Here is a 15324-nt window from a genome sequence, read left to right as displayed (position 1 = left end):
CCTTCACAGATGGCGACGTCGCTGCGCGGCTTGCCGGTCGTACTCTTCGCGGGCTTCCACCGCGGACGCACGGGTCGCGGTCTCGGCCACAGGAACATCCCACCACGCCTGTGCCGGGGGTGGGCCCGACACAGTGTCGGGTGTTCGGGTCGTTGCGTAGACACATGTGGGACGGTCCGCCGCACGCGCCTCGGAGAGAGCTTTTCGCAGGTCACCGATGGTGCGGGTGCGGATCACGGCCATCCCGAGGGAGGCCGCGTTGGCGGCGAGGTCCACGGGAAGGGGGTCGCCCGTGTACGAGCCGTCCGCCGCCCGGAAGCGGTAGGCGGTGGCGAAGCCCTCGCCCCCCACCGCCCCCGAGAGGCCGCCGATGGAGGCGTAGCCGTGGTTGTCGAGGATCACCACCTTGATCGGGACGCCCTCCTGGACGGCCGTGACGATCTCGGTCGGGTTCATCAGGTACGTCCCGTCGCCGACCAGCGCCCACACCGGGCGGCCGGGCGCGGCGAGCGCCACCCCGATGGCGGCCGGGATCTCGTAGCCCATGCAGGAGTAGCCGTACTCCAGGTGGTACTGGTCGGACGAGCGGGCCCGCCACAGCTTGTGCAGGTCGCCGGGGAGGGATCCGGCCGCGTTGACCAGGATGTCGGTGCCGTCGACGAGGCCGTCCAGCAGGCCGAGGACCTGCGTCTGGGTGGGGACCGCGTCGTCCTCGTCCCCGGGGACCTCGTAGGCCTGGTTGACGCGCGCTTCCCAGCGCCCCTTGTCCGCCCCGTACGCGGCCTCGTAGGCGGGATCCACGCGGTGGCCCCACAGCGCCTCCCGGAGCTCGTCGAGGGCTTCCCGCGCGTCGGCGACCAGGGGGCGGGCGGCGAGTTTGTGGGCGTCGTACGGGTCCAGGTTGAGGCCGATGAACCGGACGGCGGGGTTCTGGAACAGGGTGGCGGAGGCGGTGGTGAAGTCGGTCAGCCGGGTCCCGGCGGCGATGACGAGGTCGGCCTCCCGGGCGAGGCGGTCGGCCGTGGCCGTCCCCGTGTGCCCGATACCGCCCACCTCGGCGGGGTGGTGGTAGGGCAGGACGCCCTTGCCCGCCTGTGTGACGGCCACCGGGATCCCGGTGGCCTCGGCGAGGGCGGCCAGGGCCGCCTGCGCCGCGCTGTGCCGGATCCCGCCGCCGGCGACGATCAGGGGCCGCGCGGCGCCCCGTACGGCGTCGGCCGCCGCGGCGAGCTCCGCCCGGTCCGGGCGGGGCCGGCGTACGCCCCACACCCGCTCGGCGAAGAACTCCTCGGGCCAGTCGTACGCCTGCGCCTGTACGTCCTGCGGCAGCGCGAGGGTGACGGCGCCGGTCTGCACGGGATCGGCGAGCACCCGCATGGCCTGGAGGGCGGCGGGGACCAGGGCCTCGGGGCGGGTGATTCGGTCGAAGTACCGGGAGACGGGCCGCAGGGTGTCGTTGACGGAGAGGTCCCCGGCGTACGGGACTTCGAGCTGCTGGAGCACCGGATCGGCGGGCCGCGCGGCGAAGGCGTCCCCGGGGAGCAGGAGCACGGGGATCCGGTTGATCGTGGCGAGGGCGGCCCCGGTGACGAGGTTGGTGGCGCCGGGGCCGATGGAGGTGGTGACGGCGTGCGCGGAGAGCCGCCCGCACTGGCGGGCGTACCCGACGGCGGCGTGCACCATGGCCTGCTCGTTGCGCCCCTGGAAGAAGGGCATGGCGTGCGGGCCGCTCTCCAGGAGGGCCTGCCCGATCCCGGCGACGTTCCCGTGCCCGAAGATCCCCCAGGTGGCGGCGACGAGGCGCTGCCGGTGCCCGTCGCGCTCGGTGTACTGGCGGGCGAGGAAGCGTACGAGCGCCTGCGCCACGGTGAGCCTCACTGGGGGTCCTCCGTGCGGTGGAAGGGCAGCCTGGGGTCGACGTCCTGTCCGGCCCAGGTGGACCGGATCCAGCCGTGGTCGGGGTGGTCGCGGATCAGCCACTCCCGCGTCCGGTCCGGTCCGGCCATCACGTTGAGGTAGTACATGTCATGGCCCGGAGCCGCGATGGACGGTCCGTGCCAGCCGTCCGGGATGAGCACCGCGTCACCGGTCCTCACCTCGGTGAGGATGTCGGTCTTCCCGGCCGGGGAGGGGCTGACACGCTGATAGCCGACCCCGGGCGTGTCCCCGTGCGGGGCGATCTCGAACCAGTAGATCTCCTCCAGCCGGGACTCCTCGCCGGGGTGGTGCTCGTCGTGCTTGTGGGGCGGGTACGAGGACCAGTTCCCGCCGGGGGTGAGCACCTCGACGGCGATGAGCCGGTCGCACTCGAAGGCCCCGGCGGCGGCGAAGTTGTTGACCTGCCGGGAACACTGCCCGGCCCCGCGCAGCTCGACGGGCACGGCCGCGGCCGGGCCGTACCGCGCGGGCAGCCGCCGCTCGCACCGCGCCCCGACGATCGCGAACCGCCCGCCGCCGGCCGAGCGGATCTCCACTCGCGCGTCGCGCGGCACGTACGCGAAGTCGGTGGGCCCGTCGAACACCCCGGCGCGGCCGCGCAGTTCGAAAACCTCCGGTCCGCTGCTGATGTCGCCGGCCGGCCATTCCGGCCCCGCCGGCGTTCGAGGCGCGTTGTCCGGGGCGGAGCCCCGCTCTTCGAGCTCCGCACAGCGGACCGTGCAGGCACCCGACAACGGGAGCACGATCCACTCCGCGTCACCGCACTCGTGCGCGTGCACCTCGCCGGGCCCCAGCTCCAGGACCACCAGCCGGGTCCATTCCATCCTCCGCTCAGACAGCACCGCCACGCCCCAGCACCTCCTCCACCTCACTGGCGAACGGCATCGCCGTGGAACACGCCAACCGCGAAGCAACAATGGCCCCGGCCGCGTTCGCGTACCGGATCGTCCGCTCCAGGTCCCACCCGGAGAGCAGCCCGTGGCACAGGGCCCCGCCGAACGCGTCCCCGGCCCCGAGCCCGTTGACGACAGTCACCGGCACCGGCGCGACCTCCGCCACCGCCCCGTCGCGGTGCACGGCCAGGACCCCCCGCGGCCCCCGTTTGACCACCGCAAGTTCCACGCCCGCCGCCAGCAGCGCCCGCGCCGCCGCGTGCGGGTCCGACTCCCCGGTGGCGAGCGCGCATTCCTCCGCGTTGCCGACGGCCACCGTCGCGTGCGCCAGCGCCCGCTCGTACCACTGCCCGGGCTCCTCGGACCACAGCGTCGGCCGCCAGTCCAGGTCGAAGACGGTGGTCCCGGACTTCCCCCGGGCCTCCAGCGCCGCGAGCGTCGCGGCCCGTGAGGGCTCCGCGCTCAGGCCCGTCCCCGTCATCCAGAACGTCCGCGCCGCCCGCACCGCGTCCAGGTCCACGTCCGCAGGCTCGATCTCCAGGTCCGGCGCCTTCGGGAAGCGGTAGAAGTACAGCGGGAAGTGGTCCGGCGGGAAGATCTCGCAGAAGGTCACCGGCGTCAGCAGGCCGGGCACCTCCCCCGCCCACCGGTCGTCCACCCCGAACCCCCGCAGCTCCGCACGGAGATACGTCCCGAAGGGATCGGCCCCGGTCCGGGTGATCACCGCGGTCCGCCGGCCCAGCCGGGCCGCCGCCACGGCGACGTTCGTCGGGGAGCCGCCCAGGAACTTCCCGAAGGTGTCCGCTTCCGCGAGCGGTACGCCCGTTTTCAAGGGGTAGAGATCCACCCCGATCCGCCCCATCGTGATCAGGTCGAACGCCAACGGATCCGTAGTCACCAGCACACCACTCCTCCCGATCGGTCTTCCCCGTCCCCTTGAGCCTCGCACCCTAAGGTGGCCGCATGACGTCCTCTCCGCCCGCGTTGACCCGTATCCGCATCGGCTCGGCACCGGACTCCTGGGGTGTCTGGTTCCCCGACGACCCTCGGCAGACTCCCTGGGAGCGGTTCCTGGACGAGGTCGCCGACGCCGGGTACGAGTGGATCGAACTCGGCCCGTACGGCTACCTGCCCACCGATCCCGCGCGCCTCGCCGAGGAAACCGCCGGGCGCGGGCTGCGCGTGTCCGCGGGCACCGTCTTCACCGGACTCCATCACGGGCCCGCCGTGTGGGAGGACACCTGGGACCACGTGTCGCGGATCGCGGCGCTCACCCGGGCGGTGGGCGCGGGCCACCTCGTGGTGATCCCCTCCTTCTGGCGGGACGACAAGACGGGCGAGGTGCTGGAGGACCGCGAGCTCACGCCCGCTCAATGGCGCGAACTGACCACGCAGACCGAGCGCCTGGGCCGGGAGGTCCGGGACCGGTACGGGCTGCGGATCGTCGTGCACCCGCATGCCGACACGCACATCGACACCCCGCGGAACGTGGCCCGCTTCCTCGACGCCACCGATCCCGACCTGGTCTCGCTGTGCCTGGACACCGGGCACTACGCCTACTGCGGCGGCGACAGCGTTCAGGCGATCGAGACCTTCGCCGAGCGGATCGGATACCTCCACCTCAAACAGGTGGACCCGCGGATCCTCGCCGAGGTGATCGCGGAGCAGGTGCCCTTCGGGCCGGCCGTGGCGCGCGGGGTGATGTGCGAACCGCCCGCGGGGGTGCCCGCGCTGGAGCCCGTACTGGCGGCGGCCCAGCGGCTCGGCGTGGAGCTGTTCGCCATCGTGGAGCAGGACATGTACCCGTGCCCGCCCGACCGGCCGCTGCCGGTCGCCCGCCGCACCCGCGCCTACCTGCGCTCCTGCGGCGCCCGCTGACCCCACTGTCTGGGAGGAACCAAGGATGAGCAGCACGCTCGGCATCGCCGTCATCGGCACCGGGAAGATGGGCGCCGACCACGTACGCCGGATCGGCCGGACCGTCGGCGGGGCCCGGGTGGTGGCCGTGGCCGACCCGGACGGGGACCGCGTCAAGGAGGTCGCGGCCGGCCTGGAGGGGGCCGCCGCGCACACCGACCCGGCCGCCGCGATAGCCGCGCCCGGGGTGGAGGCCGTACTGATCGCCTCTCCCGGACCCGCCCATGAGGAGGCGATCCTGCACGCGCTGGCGCGGGAGTTGCCGGTGTTGTGCGAGAAACCGCTGACCCCGGATCCGGCGGGGGCGCTGCGCGTGATGGAGGCGGAGCTGCGGCTGGGCCGCCGGCTCGTCCAGGTGGGGTTCATGCGGCGGTTCGACGCCGAGTACGAGCGGCTCAAGGAACTGCTGGACGCGGGCGGGATCGGGCGGCCGCTCTTCCTGCACTGCCGGCACCGCAATGCCTCCTCCCCGTCCTTCTTCACCAGCGACATGCTGATCAGCGACTCGGTGGTGCACGAGGTGGACGCGGCCCGCTGGCTGCTGGGGCAGGAGATCACCGCCGTGACGGTGCTCTCGCCCACGCCCACCGCCGCCGCCCCCGAGGGGCTGCGCGATCCGCGGCTGGTGCTGCTGGAGACCTCCGGCGGGGCCGTCGTGGACGTGGAGATCTTCGTCAACTGCGGTTTCGGCTACCAGGTGCAGTGCGAGGCGGTCGGCGAGAGCGGCAGCGCCCGCATCGGTGACGGCCACGCGATGGTCGTCCAGTCGGCGGGCCGCTGGGGCGGGGCGATCGACCAGGACTTCACCGTGCGGTTCGCGGACGCCTACGACCGCCAGCTGCGGCGCTGGGTGGCGGCCGCCGCGCGGGGGCGGGTGGCGGGGCCCGACGCCTGGGACGGCTATGCGGCGGCGGCCGTCTCGCAGGCGGGTCTGGCCGCGTCGCGCAGCGGCGTACGCACTCCCGTGGAGCTGGCGGAACGCCCGCCCCTGTACCGCTGATTCCACGCGACCCCTGTGCCGCATCTGTCACAGGGGTCGCCCTTGTGTCACACATGTCCGCATTACGCGGCTCTTCCGTCACAGCCGGTCCACAGCCCCTCCCCCGCCCTCACCCTGCATCGTTCTCCGGGCACTACCCGAGTGATCGTCACTGTCCACGTCCCGGCTCCCCCGACGGCCTCCCGGCCGGCCCCGCGGCGTGGACAAGGAGGTGCCGTGGATGAGCGACCGACAGCTGTGGTCGTACAAGGAGATCGCCGCCCATATCCGGGTCCAGCCGGACACCGTGCGCTCGTACCGCAAGCACGGGCTGCTGCCCGCGCCCGACCACGTGGAAAGCGGCAAGCCCTACTGGTACGCCGACACCATCCGGGCCTGGGTGGCCCGCCGCCCGGGCAATCGGAGCCGACGCGAAGACTGACGGCACCACCCCGGGAAAGTGCCGGGGATTCTCGCGTCAATACCCCCTAGGGGTATAGTCTGGGAGTGTCGGGAGGGACGGTGGAGCGATCGACCGCCTTCCCGGCGACCGGACACGCCCTTGAAAGAGGAGAACGACATGAGCGCCGACACGGACACCCAGACCACCACCGTCTACCGGGTGACCGGCATGACCTGCGGGCACTGCGAGGGCGCGGTGACCGGCGAGCTCTCCGCCCTGCCGGGCGTCAGCTCCGTCAAGGCCGTCGCCGCGACCGGCGAGGTCACCGTGGTCTCCGCCGCCCCGCTCGCCGAGGCCGACGTGCGCGCCGCCGTCGACGAGGCCGGATACGAGCTCGTCGGCCGGGTCTGAGCCTCCCCCTTTCGGCAGTACCTCGCCGGGGCGTGCCGGCCAGCTCATACTGGTTCCGTACGCCCCGGCCCTCCCCCTGGAGCCGGAACACATGACCAGCACAGTGCACGACGGACCCATAGCGGCGGTCGAACTCTCGATCGGCGGAATGACCTGCGCCTCCTGCGCGGCCCGCATCGAGAAGAAGCTGAACCGGATGGACGGGGTCAGCGCCACGGTGAACTACGCCACCGAGAAGGCCAAGATCTCCTACGGCGGTGACGTCGCGGTGGCGGACCTGATCGCGACCGTCGTCAAGACCGGGTACACCGCCGAGGAACCCCCGCCGCCGGCCCCCGGACCGGCCGACGAGCCAGGCGGGCCCGGCCCGGCCGGCGCCGGGTCACAGGTCCCGCGCGACCCCGAACTGGCCGCGCTCCGCTCGCGGCTGCTGGCCTCCGCCGCGCTCGCGCTCCCCGTCGTCCTGCTCGCGATGGTCCCGGCCCTCCAGTTCGACAACTGGCAGTGGCTCTCGCTCACCCTCGCCGCCCCCGTCGTCGTCTGGGGCGCCCTCCCCTTCCACAAGGCCGCCTGGACCAACGCCCGGCACGGCGCGGCCACCATGGACACCCTGGTCTCGGTCGGCACCCTGGCCGCCTTCGCCTGGTCGCTGTGGGCCCTGTTCTTCGGCCACGCCGGAATGCCCGGCATGCGGCACGGATTCGACTTCACGATCTCCCGCACGGACGGCTCCTCCGCCATCTACCTGGAGGTCGCGGCCGGCGTCGTCAGCTTCATCCTGCTGGGCCGTTACCTGGAGGCCCGCTCGAAGCGCAAGGCCGGCGCGGCCCTGAAGGCCCTGCTGGAACTGGGCGCCAAGGACGTGGCCGTACTGCGCGGCGGCGTCGAGGTGCGGATCCCGGTGGGCGCGCTCGCCGTCGGCGACCGCTTCGTGGTCCGCCCCGGCGAGAAGATCGCCACCGACGGCGCCGTCATCGAGGGCGGTTCCGCCGTGGACGCCTCCATGCTGACCGGCGAGTCGGTCCCGGTCGAGGTCACCGTCGGCGACTTCGTCACCGGCGCTACCGTCAACGCCTCCGGCCGCCTCGTCGTCGAGGCCACCCGGATCGGCGCCGACACCCAACTCGCCCGGATGGCCCGACTGGTCGAGGACGCTCAGAACGGCAAGGCCGAGGTGCAGCGCCTCGCCGACCGGATCTCCGGGGTCTTCGTCCCGGTCGTGCTGCTGCTCGCGCTCGGCACCTGGGTGACCTGGCTGCTGATCACCGAGAACCCGACGGCCGCCTTCACCGCCGCCGTGGCCGTCCTGATCATCGCGTGCCCGTGCGCCCTGGGCCTGGCCACCCCGACCGCGCTGATGGTCGGCACCGGCCGCGGCGCCCAGCTCGGGATCCTGATCAAGGGGCCCGAGGTGCTGGAGTCCACCCGCCGCGTGGACACCGTGGTCCTGGACAAGACCGGGACCGTCACCACCGGCCGGATGACGCTTGCCGCCGTGCACACCGCCGAGGGCGTGGACGAGCGCGAGCTGCTCCGCCTCGCAGGGGCCCTGGAGCACGCCTCCGAGCACCCGATCGCCCGCGCCATCGCCGCGGGCGCGGCGGAGCGCACCGGGTCCCTGCCGGTTCCCGAGGGCTTCGAGAACCTCCCCGGGCTCGGCGTCCAGGGCGTGGTCGACGGGCACGCCCTGCTGGTGGGCCGCGAGCAGCTGCTGGCCGACTGGTCGATCGCGCTGCCCGCCGCCCTCGCGCAGGCCAAGGCGGCCGCCGAGGCGGCCGGCAGCACCGCCGTGGTGGTGGCCTGGGACGGGGCCGCGCGCGGGGTGTTGACCGTGGCCGACGCGGTCAAGGACACCAGCGCCGAGGCCGTGTCCCGGCTGCGGGCGCTCGGGCTGACCCCGGTCCTGCTGACCGGCGACAACAAGGCCGTCGCCGAGACGGTGGCCCGCGAGGTGGGCATCGACGAGGTGATCGCCGAGGTGCTCCCCGAGGACAAGGTCGAGGTCGTACGCCGGATGCAGGCGCAGGGCCGTACGGTCGCCATGGTCGGCGACGGGGTCAACGACGCGGCGGCGCTGGCCCAGGCCGACCTGGGGCTGGCCATGGGCACGGGCAGCGACGCGGCGATCGAGGCCGGCGACCTGACCCTCGTACGGGGCGACCTGCGGGTCGCGGCGGACGCGATCCGGCTCTCGCGCCGGACCCTGGCCACCATCAAGGGCAACCTTTTCTGGGCGTTCGGCTACAACCTGGCGGCCCTGCCGCTGGCGGCCGCGGGCCTGCTCAACCCGATGATCGCGGGGGCCGCGATGGCCTTCTCCTCGGTCTTCGTGGTCACCAACAGCCTGCGGTTGCGCAGCTTCCGCTAGTAGTCCTTCTCCCCATCTCGCACACACTTCCTTCACGCGAGACGCAGATCACAGTGATTGGAACGTAACCATCTGCCACCGTCGCGGGTCTAATGGGGCGATGCCAAGAACGTCTGGGGGACGTTCGCGGGGGTCTTGGGGGACGCCCGGGCATCGGCCGGCCGGGACGCGCGCCCGCGGGAGGCTTTGAGCGGCCCTCCCGACCCGTAGCGGGTCCCGGCAGCACCGATCGCCCCGGCTCGGGTCCCGTGGGGGGAATCCGTTCCGGGGAAAGGAAAGCGCCCCGACCGTCGACCCGTGGGGGGATCGGCGGCGGGGCGCTTTTCGTACAGCTGTTACTGCCGTGCGGAGCGGGCCTCGGGTCAGCGGCCCTCGGGTCAGCGGCCCTCGACCGGGACGAAGTCGCGCAGGACCTCGCCGGTGTAGATCTGGCGCGGGCGGCCGATGCGGGAGCCGGGCTCCTTGATCATCTCGTGCCACTGGGCGATCCAGCCGGGGAGCCGGCCGAGCGCGAAGAGCACGGTGAACATCTCGGTCGGGAAGCCCATGGCCCGGTAGATCAGGCCGGTGTAGAAGTCGACGTTCGGGTAGAGCTTGCGCTCCACGAAGTAGTCGTCGGCCAGCGCGTGCTCTTCGAGCTTGAGCGCGATGTCGAGCAGCTCGTCGCTCTTGCCGAGCGCCGAGAGGACGTCGTGCGCCGCCGCCTTGATGATCTTCGCCCGGGGGTCGAAGTTCTTGTAGACGCGGTGCCCGAAGCCCATGAGCTTCACGCCGTCTTCCTTGTTCTTCACCTTGCGGATGAAGGTGTCGACGTCGCCGCCGTCGGCCTTGATGCCTTCCAGCATCTCGAGCACCGACTGGTTGGCGCCACCGTGCAGCGGACCCCACAGGGCCGAGATGCCGGCGGAGATCGAGGCGAACATGTTCGCCTGCGAGGAGCCCACCAGGCGCACGGTGGAGGTCGAGCAGTTCTGCTCGTGGTCCGCGTGCAGGATCAGCAGCTTGTCGAGCGCCGAGACCACGACCGGGTCCAGGTCGTACTCCTGGGCCGGCACGGAGAAGGTCATGCGCAGGAAGTTCTCGACGTAGCCGAGGTCGTTGCGCGGGTAGACCACCGGGTGGCCGACCGACTTCTTGTACGCGTACGCGGCGATCGTCGGCAGCTTGGCCAGCAGCCGGATCGTCGAGAGGTTGCGCTGCGTCTCGTCGAACGGGTTGTGGCTGTCCTGGTAGAACGTGGACAGCGCGCTGACCACGGAGGACAGCATCGCCATCGGGTGCGCGTCCCGCGGGAAGCCGTCGTAGAACCGCTTCACGTCCTCGTGCAGCAGCGTGTGCTGGGTGATGTCGTTGCGGAACGACGCGAGCTGGTCGACGGTCGGCAGCTCCCCGTTGATCAGCAGGTACGCGACCTCGATGAAGGTCGAACGCTCGGCCAGCTGCTCGATCGGGTAGCCGCGGTAGCGCAGGATCCCCTGCTCGCCGTCGAGGTAGGTAATCGCGGACTTGTACGCGGCGGTGTTGCCGTACCCGCTGTCCAAGGTGACGAGCCCGGTCTGGGCCCGCAGCTTCGCGATGTCGAATCCCTGGTCACCGACGGTGCTCTCGACCACCGGGTAGGTGTATTCACCGTCCGCGTACCGGAGTACTACAGAGTTGTCGCTCACGTCATCCCTCACCGACGTAGTGCCTCTTCTTCGAGGTGCCCTGACTGCCTCTACCTTCCCCCATTTGGCACAGGAGAGTGCACTCGGGGTCGGCCTTTGGTCTTTTTGACGGCACTGAGTGCCTTCAACCTGCTCATCCTGCCCCTCCGCACCGGTGGCGGGAACCCCAAATGATCGATCATCTAGGTGATGTTCCCCACCGGTATGCGTCCGGCCAGCCTGGGCGCGACCGCCGTGAACCTCCTGCCTGCGGAAACCGTACGCACAGCCTGGCCGAGGGCTTTGCGGGACCCGACCAGGACGACCAATTTCTTGGCCCTGGTCACCGCCGTGTAGAGGAGATTTCGCTGGAGCATCATCCAGGCTCCCGTGGTGACCGGGATCACCACCGCCGGATATTCGCTGCCCTGGGAGCGGTGGATGGTGACGGCGTACGCGTGGGCCAGCTCGTCGAGCTCCGAGAACTCGTAGGCGACTTCCTCGTCCTCCTCCGTGCGCACCGTCAGGCGCTGTTCGTCCAGGTCGAGGCCGGTGACCACGCCCACGGTGCCGTTGAAGACGCCATTGGCGCCCTTCTCGTAGTTGTTCCGGATCTGGGTGACCTTGTCGCCCACCCGGAAGACGCGGCCGCCGAAGCGCTTCTCGGGCAGGTCGGGCCGGGCAGGGGTGAGCGCCTGCTGGAGCAGCCCGTTGAGATTTCCGGCGCCGGCCGGGCCACGGTGCATGGGGGCGAGGACTTGGATGTCCCGGCGCGGGTCAAGCCCGAATCTGGCCGGAATTCGCCGGGCGGCGACATCCACGGTGAGCCGTCCGGCCTCCTCGGTGTCCTCCTCCGGGAAGAGGAAGAAGTCGGGGAGCCCCTGGGTGATGGGCGGCAGACCGGTGTTGATCCGGTGCGCGTTGGTGACCACCCCCGACTGCTGGGCCTGCCGGAAGATCCGGGTCAGGCGGACGGCCGGGACCGGGCCGCCCTCGGCGAGCAGGTCGCGCAGCACCTCGCCGGCGCCGACGGAGGGGAGTTGGTCCACGTCCCCGACGAGCAGCAGGTGCGCTCCGGGGGCCACGGCCTTGACCAGCTTGTTGGCCAGCAGGAGATCCAGCATCGAGGCCTCGTCGACCACGACCAGGTCGGCGTCCAGCGGCCGCTCCCGGTCGTACGCCGCGTCCCCGCCCGGCTTGAGTTCCAGGAGGCGGTGCACGGTGGAGGCCTCGGCGCCGGTGAGCTCCGAGAGCCGTTTGGCCGCCCGGCCGGTGGGGGCGGCGAGCACCACCTTGGCCTTCTTCGCCCGGGCCAGCTCCACGATCGAGCGGACGGTGAAGGACTTGCCGCAGCCCGGACCGCCGGTGAGGACCGCGACCCGGCGGGTGAGCGCCAGCTTGACCGCGTCCCGCTGCTCGGGGGCCAGTTCGGCTCCGGTGCGCCCGGCGAGCCAGCCCAGGGCCTTGTCCCAGTCCACCTCCCTGAACCCCGGCATCCGGTCCTCTTCGGCCTGCAGGAGCCGGCGCACCTGCCCCACCAGCGACAGCTCGGCGCGGTGGAAGGGCACCAGGTACACGGCGGTGAGGGGGTCCGGCCCGCCCTGCGGGTCGGGCACGGGCTCCCGTACGACGCCTTCGGGGTCGGCGGCGAGCTCCGCCAGGCAGTCGATGACCAGCCCGGTGTCCACCTGGAGCAGCTTGACCCCGTCGGCGATGAGCCGTTCCTCGGGCAGGAAGCAGTGGCCCTGGTCGGTGGACTGGGACAAGGCGTACTGGAGCCCGGCCTTGACCCGCTCGGGGCTGTCGTGCGGGATGCCGACGGCCTGCGCGATCCGGTCGGCGGTGAGGAAGCCGATGCCCCACACGTCGGCGGCGAGCCGGTAGGGCTGGTTCTTGACCACCGAGATGGAGGCGTCGGCGTACTTCTTGTAGATGCGCACCGCGATGGAGGTGGAGACGCCGACTCCCTGGAGGAAGACCATGACCTCCTTGATGGCCTTCTGCTCCTCCCAGGCGGCGCCGATCAGCTTGGTCCGCTTGGGGCCGAGGCCCGGCACCTCGATCAGCCGCTTCGGCTCGTCCTCGATCACATCGAGCGTGCCGGTGCCGAAGTGCTCCACGATCCGGTCGGCGATCTTCGGGCCGATGCCCTTGATCAGCCCGGAGCCGAGGTAGCGCCGGATGCCCTGGATGGTCGCGGGGAGCACGGTGCGGTAGTTCTCCACCGTGAACTGCTTGCCGTACTGCGGGTGGGAGCCCCAACGGCCCTCCATGCGCAGCGACTCGCCGGGCTGCGCCCCGAGCAGGGAGCCGACGACCGTGAGCAGGTCGCCGCTGCCGCGGCCGGTGTCGACGCGGGCGACCGTGTACCCGCTCTCCTCGTTGGCATAGGTGATGCGCTCGAGCACCCCCTCGACCACTGCCGGCTGCACCGCCCCGTTGGTTGCCATGACCAGAAGCTACCGCTTGGCACCGACAGCCCGGACGGCCTGTGGATAACGGGGGGCGGAAAACGGGGGCGGAAAACCGGAAGGGGGTCCGGCCTCGCGGCCGGACCCCCTCACGGTTACCCCTCCCGTGTCGGACTTCCCGATCCCCCCAGATCCCTCCCCGGAAGTGCCGACGCAACGTACGACCCACGACCCCCGCCGGGGGTTGCACACCGATCCACAGCTTTACTTTTTCATGACCCAAGGGTGATCCGAGCGCGACCCGAAGTGCCGGCGAATCGGCACACACGTAGCGTTTCGGTCATGAGCGAATCTTCATTCCAGGACGACGTTCTCAACGAGCTGGGCGACGACAAGCTGACCGAGATCGCCGGGGTGCTCGGCAGCGACGTGGGCACCGCCCGCGAGACCGTCACCGAGACGGTCGGCGCGATGACCGGCGGCCTCCAGGAGAAGGCGGACGCGGACGACGACGACGGCGTGGAGGTGCGCCAGGCCTTCGCCGAGGTGGCCGAGCCGCCGCTGCAAGGCGCGGCCACGCTCGGCGGCGGCCTCGGCGGCATGCTCGGCGGCGGGATGATGGCCGGCGTCCTCGCCAAGGTCGCCAAGCCCGTCGCCAACGCCGTGTCGAAGAAGACGGGCATCCCCGCGGCCACCGTCGGCCGGGTCATCGAGATGCTGATCCCGGTGCTGCTGACCGTCTTCGCCAAGCGCGCCGCCGCCGGCAAGGGCGCCGGGGCGGGCGCGGCCACCACGGGAGGCGCACCCGCCCCCGGCACGGCCCCCGCCGAGGGCGGCGGTCTCGGCGACCTGCTGGGCCAGATCCTGGGCGGCGGCAAGAAGTAGTCACCCGTACGCGTCACCCCTACGGCGCAACGGCCGCCGCGCTATCCTCGGGCGCCATGGACAACCCCGGTGCACAGGTGCGGCTGCGGGACCCGGCGCCCGGCGAACTGGGCTGGATCGTGCAGCGGCACGGCGCGCTCTACGCCGCCGAGTACGGCTGGAACAGCGAGTTCGAGGGCTCGGTGGCCCGGATCGTCGCGGACTTCGCCGGGGACCACGACCCGTACCTGGAGCGCGTCTGGATCGCCGAGCTGGACGGCCGGCCGGCCGGCTCGGTGATGTGCGTGCGCGAGGAGGGCTCCCCCGGCACCGCGCGGCTGCGGCTGCTGCTGGTGGAGCCGGCGGGCCGCGGCCACGGCATCGGCGCCCTGCTGGTCGACACCGCGGTCGCCTTCGCCCGCTCGGTCGGCTACCGCGAGCTGGTGCTGTGGACCAACGACGTGCTGCGCGAGGCCCGTTCCCTCTACGAGCGCGCCGGCTTCACCCTGGTCGCCGAGCGCCCGCACCGCTCGTACGGCGTCGCCCTCACGGGGCAGGACTGGCGGCTGCCGCTACAGGAGGACTCCCCGCGCTGACGCCCGAACCGACCCCCGTACGGTTCGAAGCGCGCGCGGGGGCCAGCGAGGTGAGCGCCACCCCGCCGACGAGCAGGACGGCCGCCAGCCAGCGCAGCCCCGAGATCCCCTCGTCGAGCACCAGCGCGGCCGAGGACATCCCGAAGACCGGGACCAGCAGCGAGAAGGGTGCCACCGAGGAAGCCGGGTAGCGGCGCAGCAGGTACCCCCAGGCGCCGAATCCGAACACGGTGGACACCCAGGCCACGTACCCGATCACCGCGGCCCCGGACCAGTCGAGGCCGCGCAGCGCGGCGAGGTCCCGCTCGGGCCCCTCCACCAGCAGCGAGAGCCCGAACAGCGGCAGCACCGGGACGGTGCACACCCAGACCATGAAGTTCAGGGCGTCGGGCGGCGAGGCCCTGCGCGTCAGCACGTTGGAGACGCCCCAGCAGGCGGCGGCCGCCACGACCAGGGTGAAGCCCAGCACCGGCCCGGAGGTCCCCCCGTCGGCGGCGGCGACGGCTATCCCGGCGAGAGCGACGCCCATGCCAGCCACCCGGACCCGGCCGGGCCGCTCGCGCAGGACGACGGCCGCCAGGACGGCGGTGAAGACGGCCTGGATCTGGAGCACGAGGGAGGACAGCCCGGCGGGCATCCCGTCGGCCATGCCGGTGAAGAGCAGCCCGAACTTGGCGATGCCGAGGGCGACTCCGACGCCGGCGATCCACTTCCAGGCGACCTTGGGCGGTCCGACGAAGAACACGGCGGGCAGGGCGGCGACGAGGAAGCGCAGCGCGGACAGGAGCAGCGGCGGGAAGTGTCCGAGGCCGATCTCGATGACGACGAAGTTGACGCCCCAGACGGCGGCGACGAGCACGGCGAGTGCGGTGTGTACGGGACGCATGCTCCGAGCATC

General features: G+C 72.1%; 12 protein-coding genes and 1 pseudogene. 7 read left to right on the top strand and 6 right to left on the bottom strand.

Going from position 1 to position 15324, the window contains the following annotated elements:
* Positions 1-3: 3 nt before the first annotated feature.
* Genes iolD through iolC form a run of 3 tightly spaced genes read right to left on the bottom strand, consistent with a single transcriptional unit; the run spans position 4 to position 3729 of the window.
* Positions 4-1878, bottom strand: a complete 1875-nt coding sequence (gene iolD / locus ACFWB8_RS01520) for a 3D-(3,5/4)-trihydroxycyclohexane-1,2-dione acylhydrolase (decyclizing) (protein ID WP_385220798.1) — start codon at positions 1876-1878, stop codon at positions 4-6.
* A complete protein-coding gene (gene iolB / locus ACFWB8_RS01515) occupies positions 1875-2762 on the bottom strand; it encodes a 5-deoxy-glucuronate isomerase (protein ID WP_385220886.1) in 888 nt (295 codons plus the stop codon). Before iolB ends, iolD begins: the two co-directional genes overlap by 4 nt.
* A gap of 7 nt (positions 2763-2769) precedes the next feature.
* The gene (iolC, locus tag ACFWB8_RS01510; protein WP_385220795.1) at positions 2770-3729 is read right to left on the bottom strand and encodes a 5-dehydro-2-deoxygluconokinase; all 960 of its coding nucleotides are present in this window, start codon (positions 3727-3729) and stop codon (positions 2770-2772) included.
* A gap of 65 nt (positions 3730-3794) precedes the next feature.
* Here iolC and ACFWB8_RS01505 point away from each other — a divergent pair, with 65 nt between their 5' ends.
* The 5 genes from ACFWB8_RS01505 to ACFWB8_RS01485 all read left to right on the top strand — a co-directional run bounded on the left by ACFWB8_RS01505 (position 3795) and on the right by ACFWB8_RS01485 (position 8909).
* Positions 3795-4709, top strand: coding sequence for a sugar phosphate isomerase/epimerase family protein (locus tag ACFWB8_RS01505; protein WP_385220793.1), 915 nt, complete (start codon positions 3795-3797; stop codon positions 4707-4709).
* 25 nt (positions 4710-4734) lie between these two features.
* Positions 4735-5748, top strand: a complete 1014-nt coding sequence (locus tag ACFWB8_RS01500) for a Gfo/Idh/MocA family protein (protein WP_385220790.1) — start codon at positions 4735-4737, stop codon at positions 5746-5748.
* Positions 5749-5968: 220 nt separating this feature from the next.
* A complete protein-coding gene (locus ACFWB8_RS01495; protein WP_385220787.1) occupies positions 5969-6169 on the top strand; it encodes a helix-turn-helix transcriptional regulator in 201 nt (66 codons plus the stop codon).
* A 138-nt stretch (positions 6170-6307) separates the two neighbouring features.
* A complete protein-coding gene (locus tag ACFWB8_RS01490) occupies positions 6308-6541 on the top strand; it encodes a heavy-metal-associated domain-containing protein (RefSeq protein ID WP_385220784.1) in 234 nt (77 codons plus the stop codon).
* A 91-nt stretch (positions 6542-6632) separates the two neighbouring features.
* A complete protein-coding gene (locus ACFWB8_RS01485) occupies positions 6633-8909 on the top strand; it encodes a heavy metal translocating P-type ATPase (protein ID WP_385220781.1) in 2277 nt (758 codons plus the stop codon).
* A gap of 377 nt (positions 8910-9286) precedes the next feature.
* Here the strand turns inward: ACFWB8_RS01485 and ACFWB8_RS01480 are convergent, their stop codons facing one another.
* The gene (locus ACFWB8_RS01480) at positions 9287-10576 is read right to left on the bottom strand and encodes a citrate synthase (protein ID WP_385220778.1); all 1290 of its coding nucleotides are present in this window, start codon (positions 10574-10576) and stop codon (positions 9287-9289) included.
* Positions 10577-10758: 182 nt separating this feature from the next.
* The gene (locus tag ACFWB8_RS01475; RefSeq protein ID WP_385220775.1) at positions 10759-13005 is read right to left on the bottom strand and encodes an ATP-dependent RecD-like DNA helicase; all 2247 of its coding nucleotides are present in this window, start codon (positions 13003-13005) and stop codon (positions 10759-10761) included.
* Positions 13006-13308: 303 nt separating this feature from the next.
* Here ACFWB8_RS01475 and ACFWB8_RS01470 point away from each other — a divergent pair, with 303 nt between their 5' ends.
* Positions 13309-13851 (top strand): DUF937 domain-containing protein, encoded by a 543-nt coding sequence (locus ACFWB8_RS01470; protein WP_385220773.1) that lies wholly within the window; start codon positions 13309-13311, stop codon positions 13849-13851.
* A 71-nt stretch (positions 13852-13922) separates the two neighbouring features.
* Positions 13923-14426: pseudogene (locus tag ACFWB8_RS01465) on the top strand (GNAT family N-acetyltransferase); the annotation flags it as partial.
* Here ACFWB8_RS01465 and ACFWB8_RS01460 read toward each other — a convergent pair.
* The gene (locus ACFWB8_RS01460) at positions 14377-15312 is read right to left on the bottom strand and encodes an EamA family transporter (RefSeq protein ID WP_385220770.1); all 936 of its coding nucleotides are present in this window, start codon (positions 15310-15312) and stop codon (positions 14377-14379) included. The pseudogene ACFWB8_RS01465 and the gene ACFWB8_RS01460 overlap by 50 nt on opposite strands.
* Positions 15313-15324 lie beyond the last annotated feature (12 nt).

This window comes from Streptomyces sp. NPDC060031 (genome assembly GCF_042736805.1).
In the GTDB taxonomy this organism is placed as follows: Bacteria; Actinomycetota; Actinomycetes; order Streptomycetales; family Streptomycetaceae; genus Streptomyces.
This window is presented reverse-complemented; position numbering and strand designations above follow the sequence as displayed.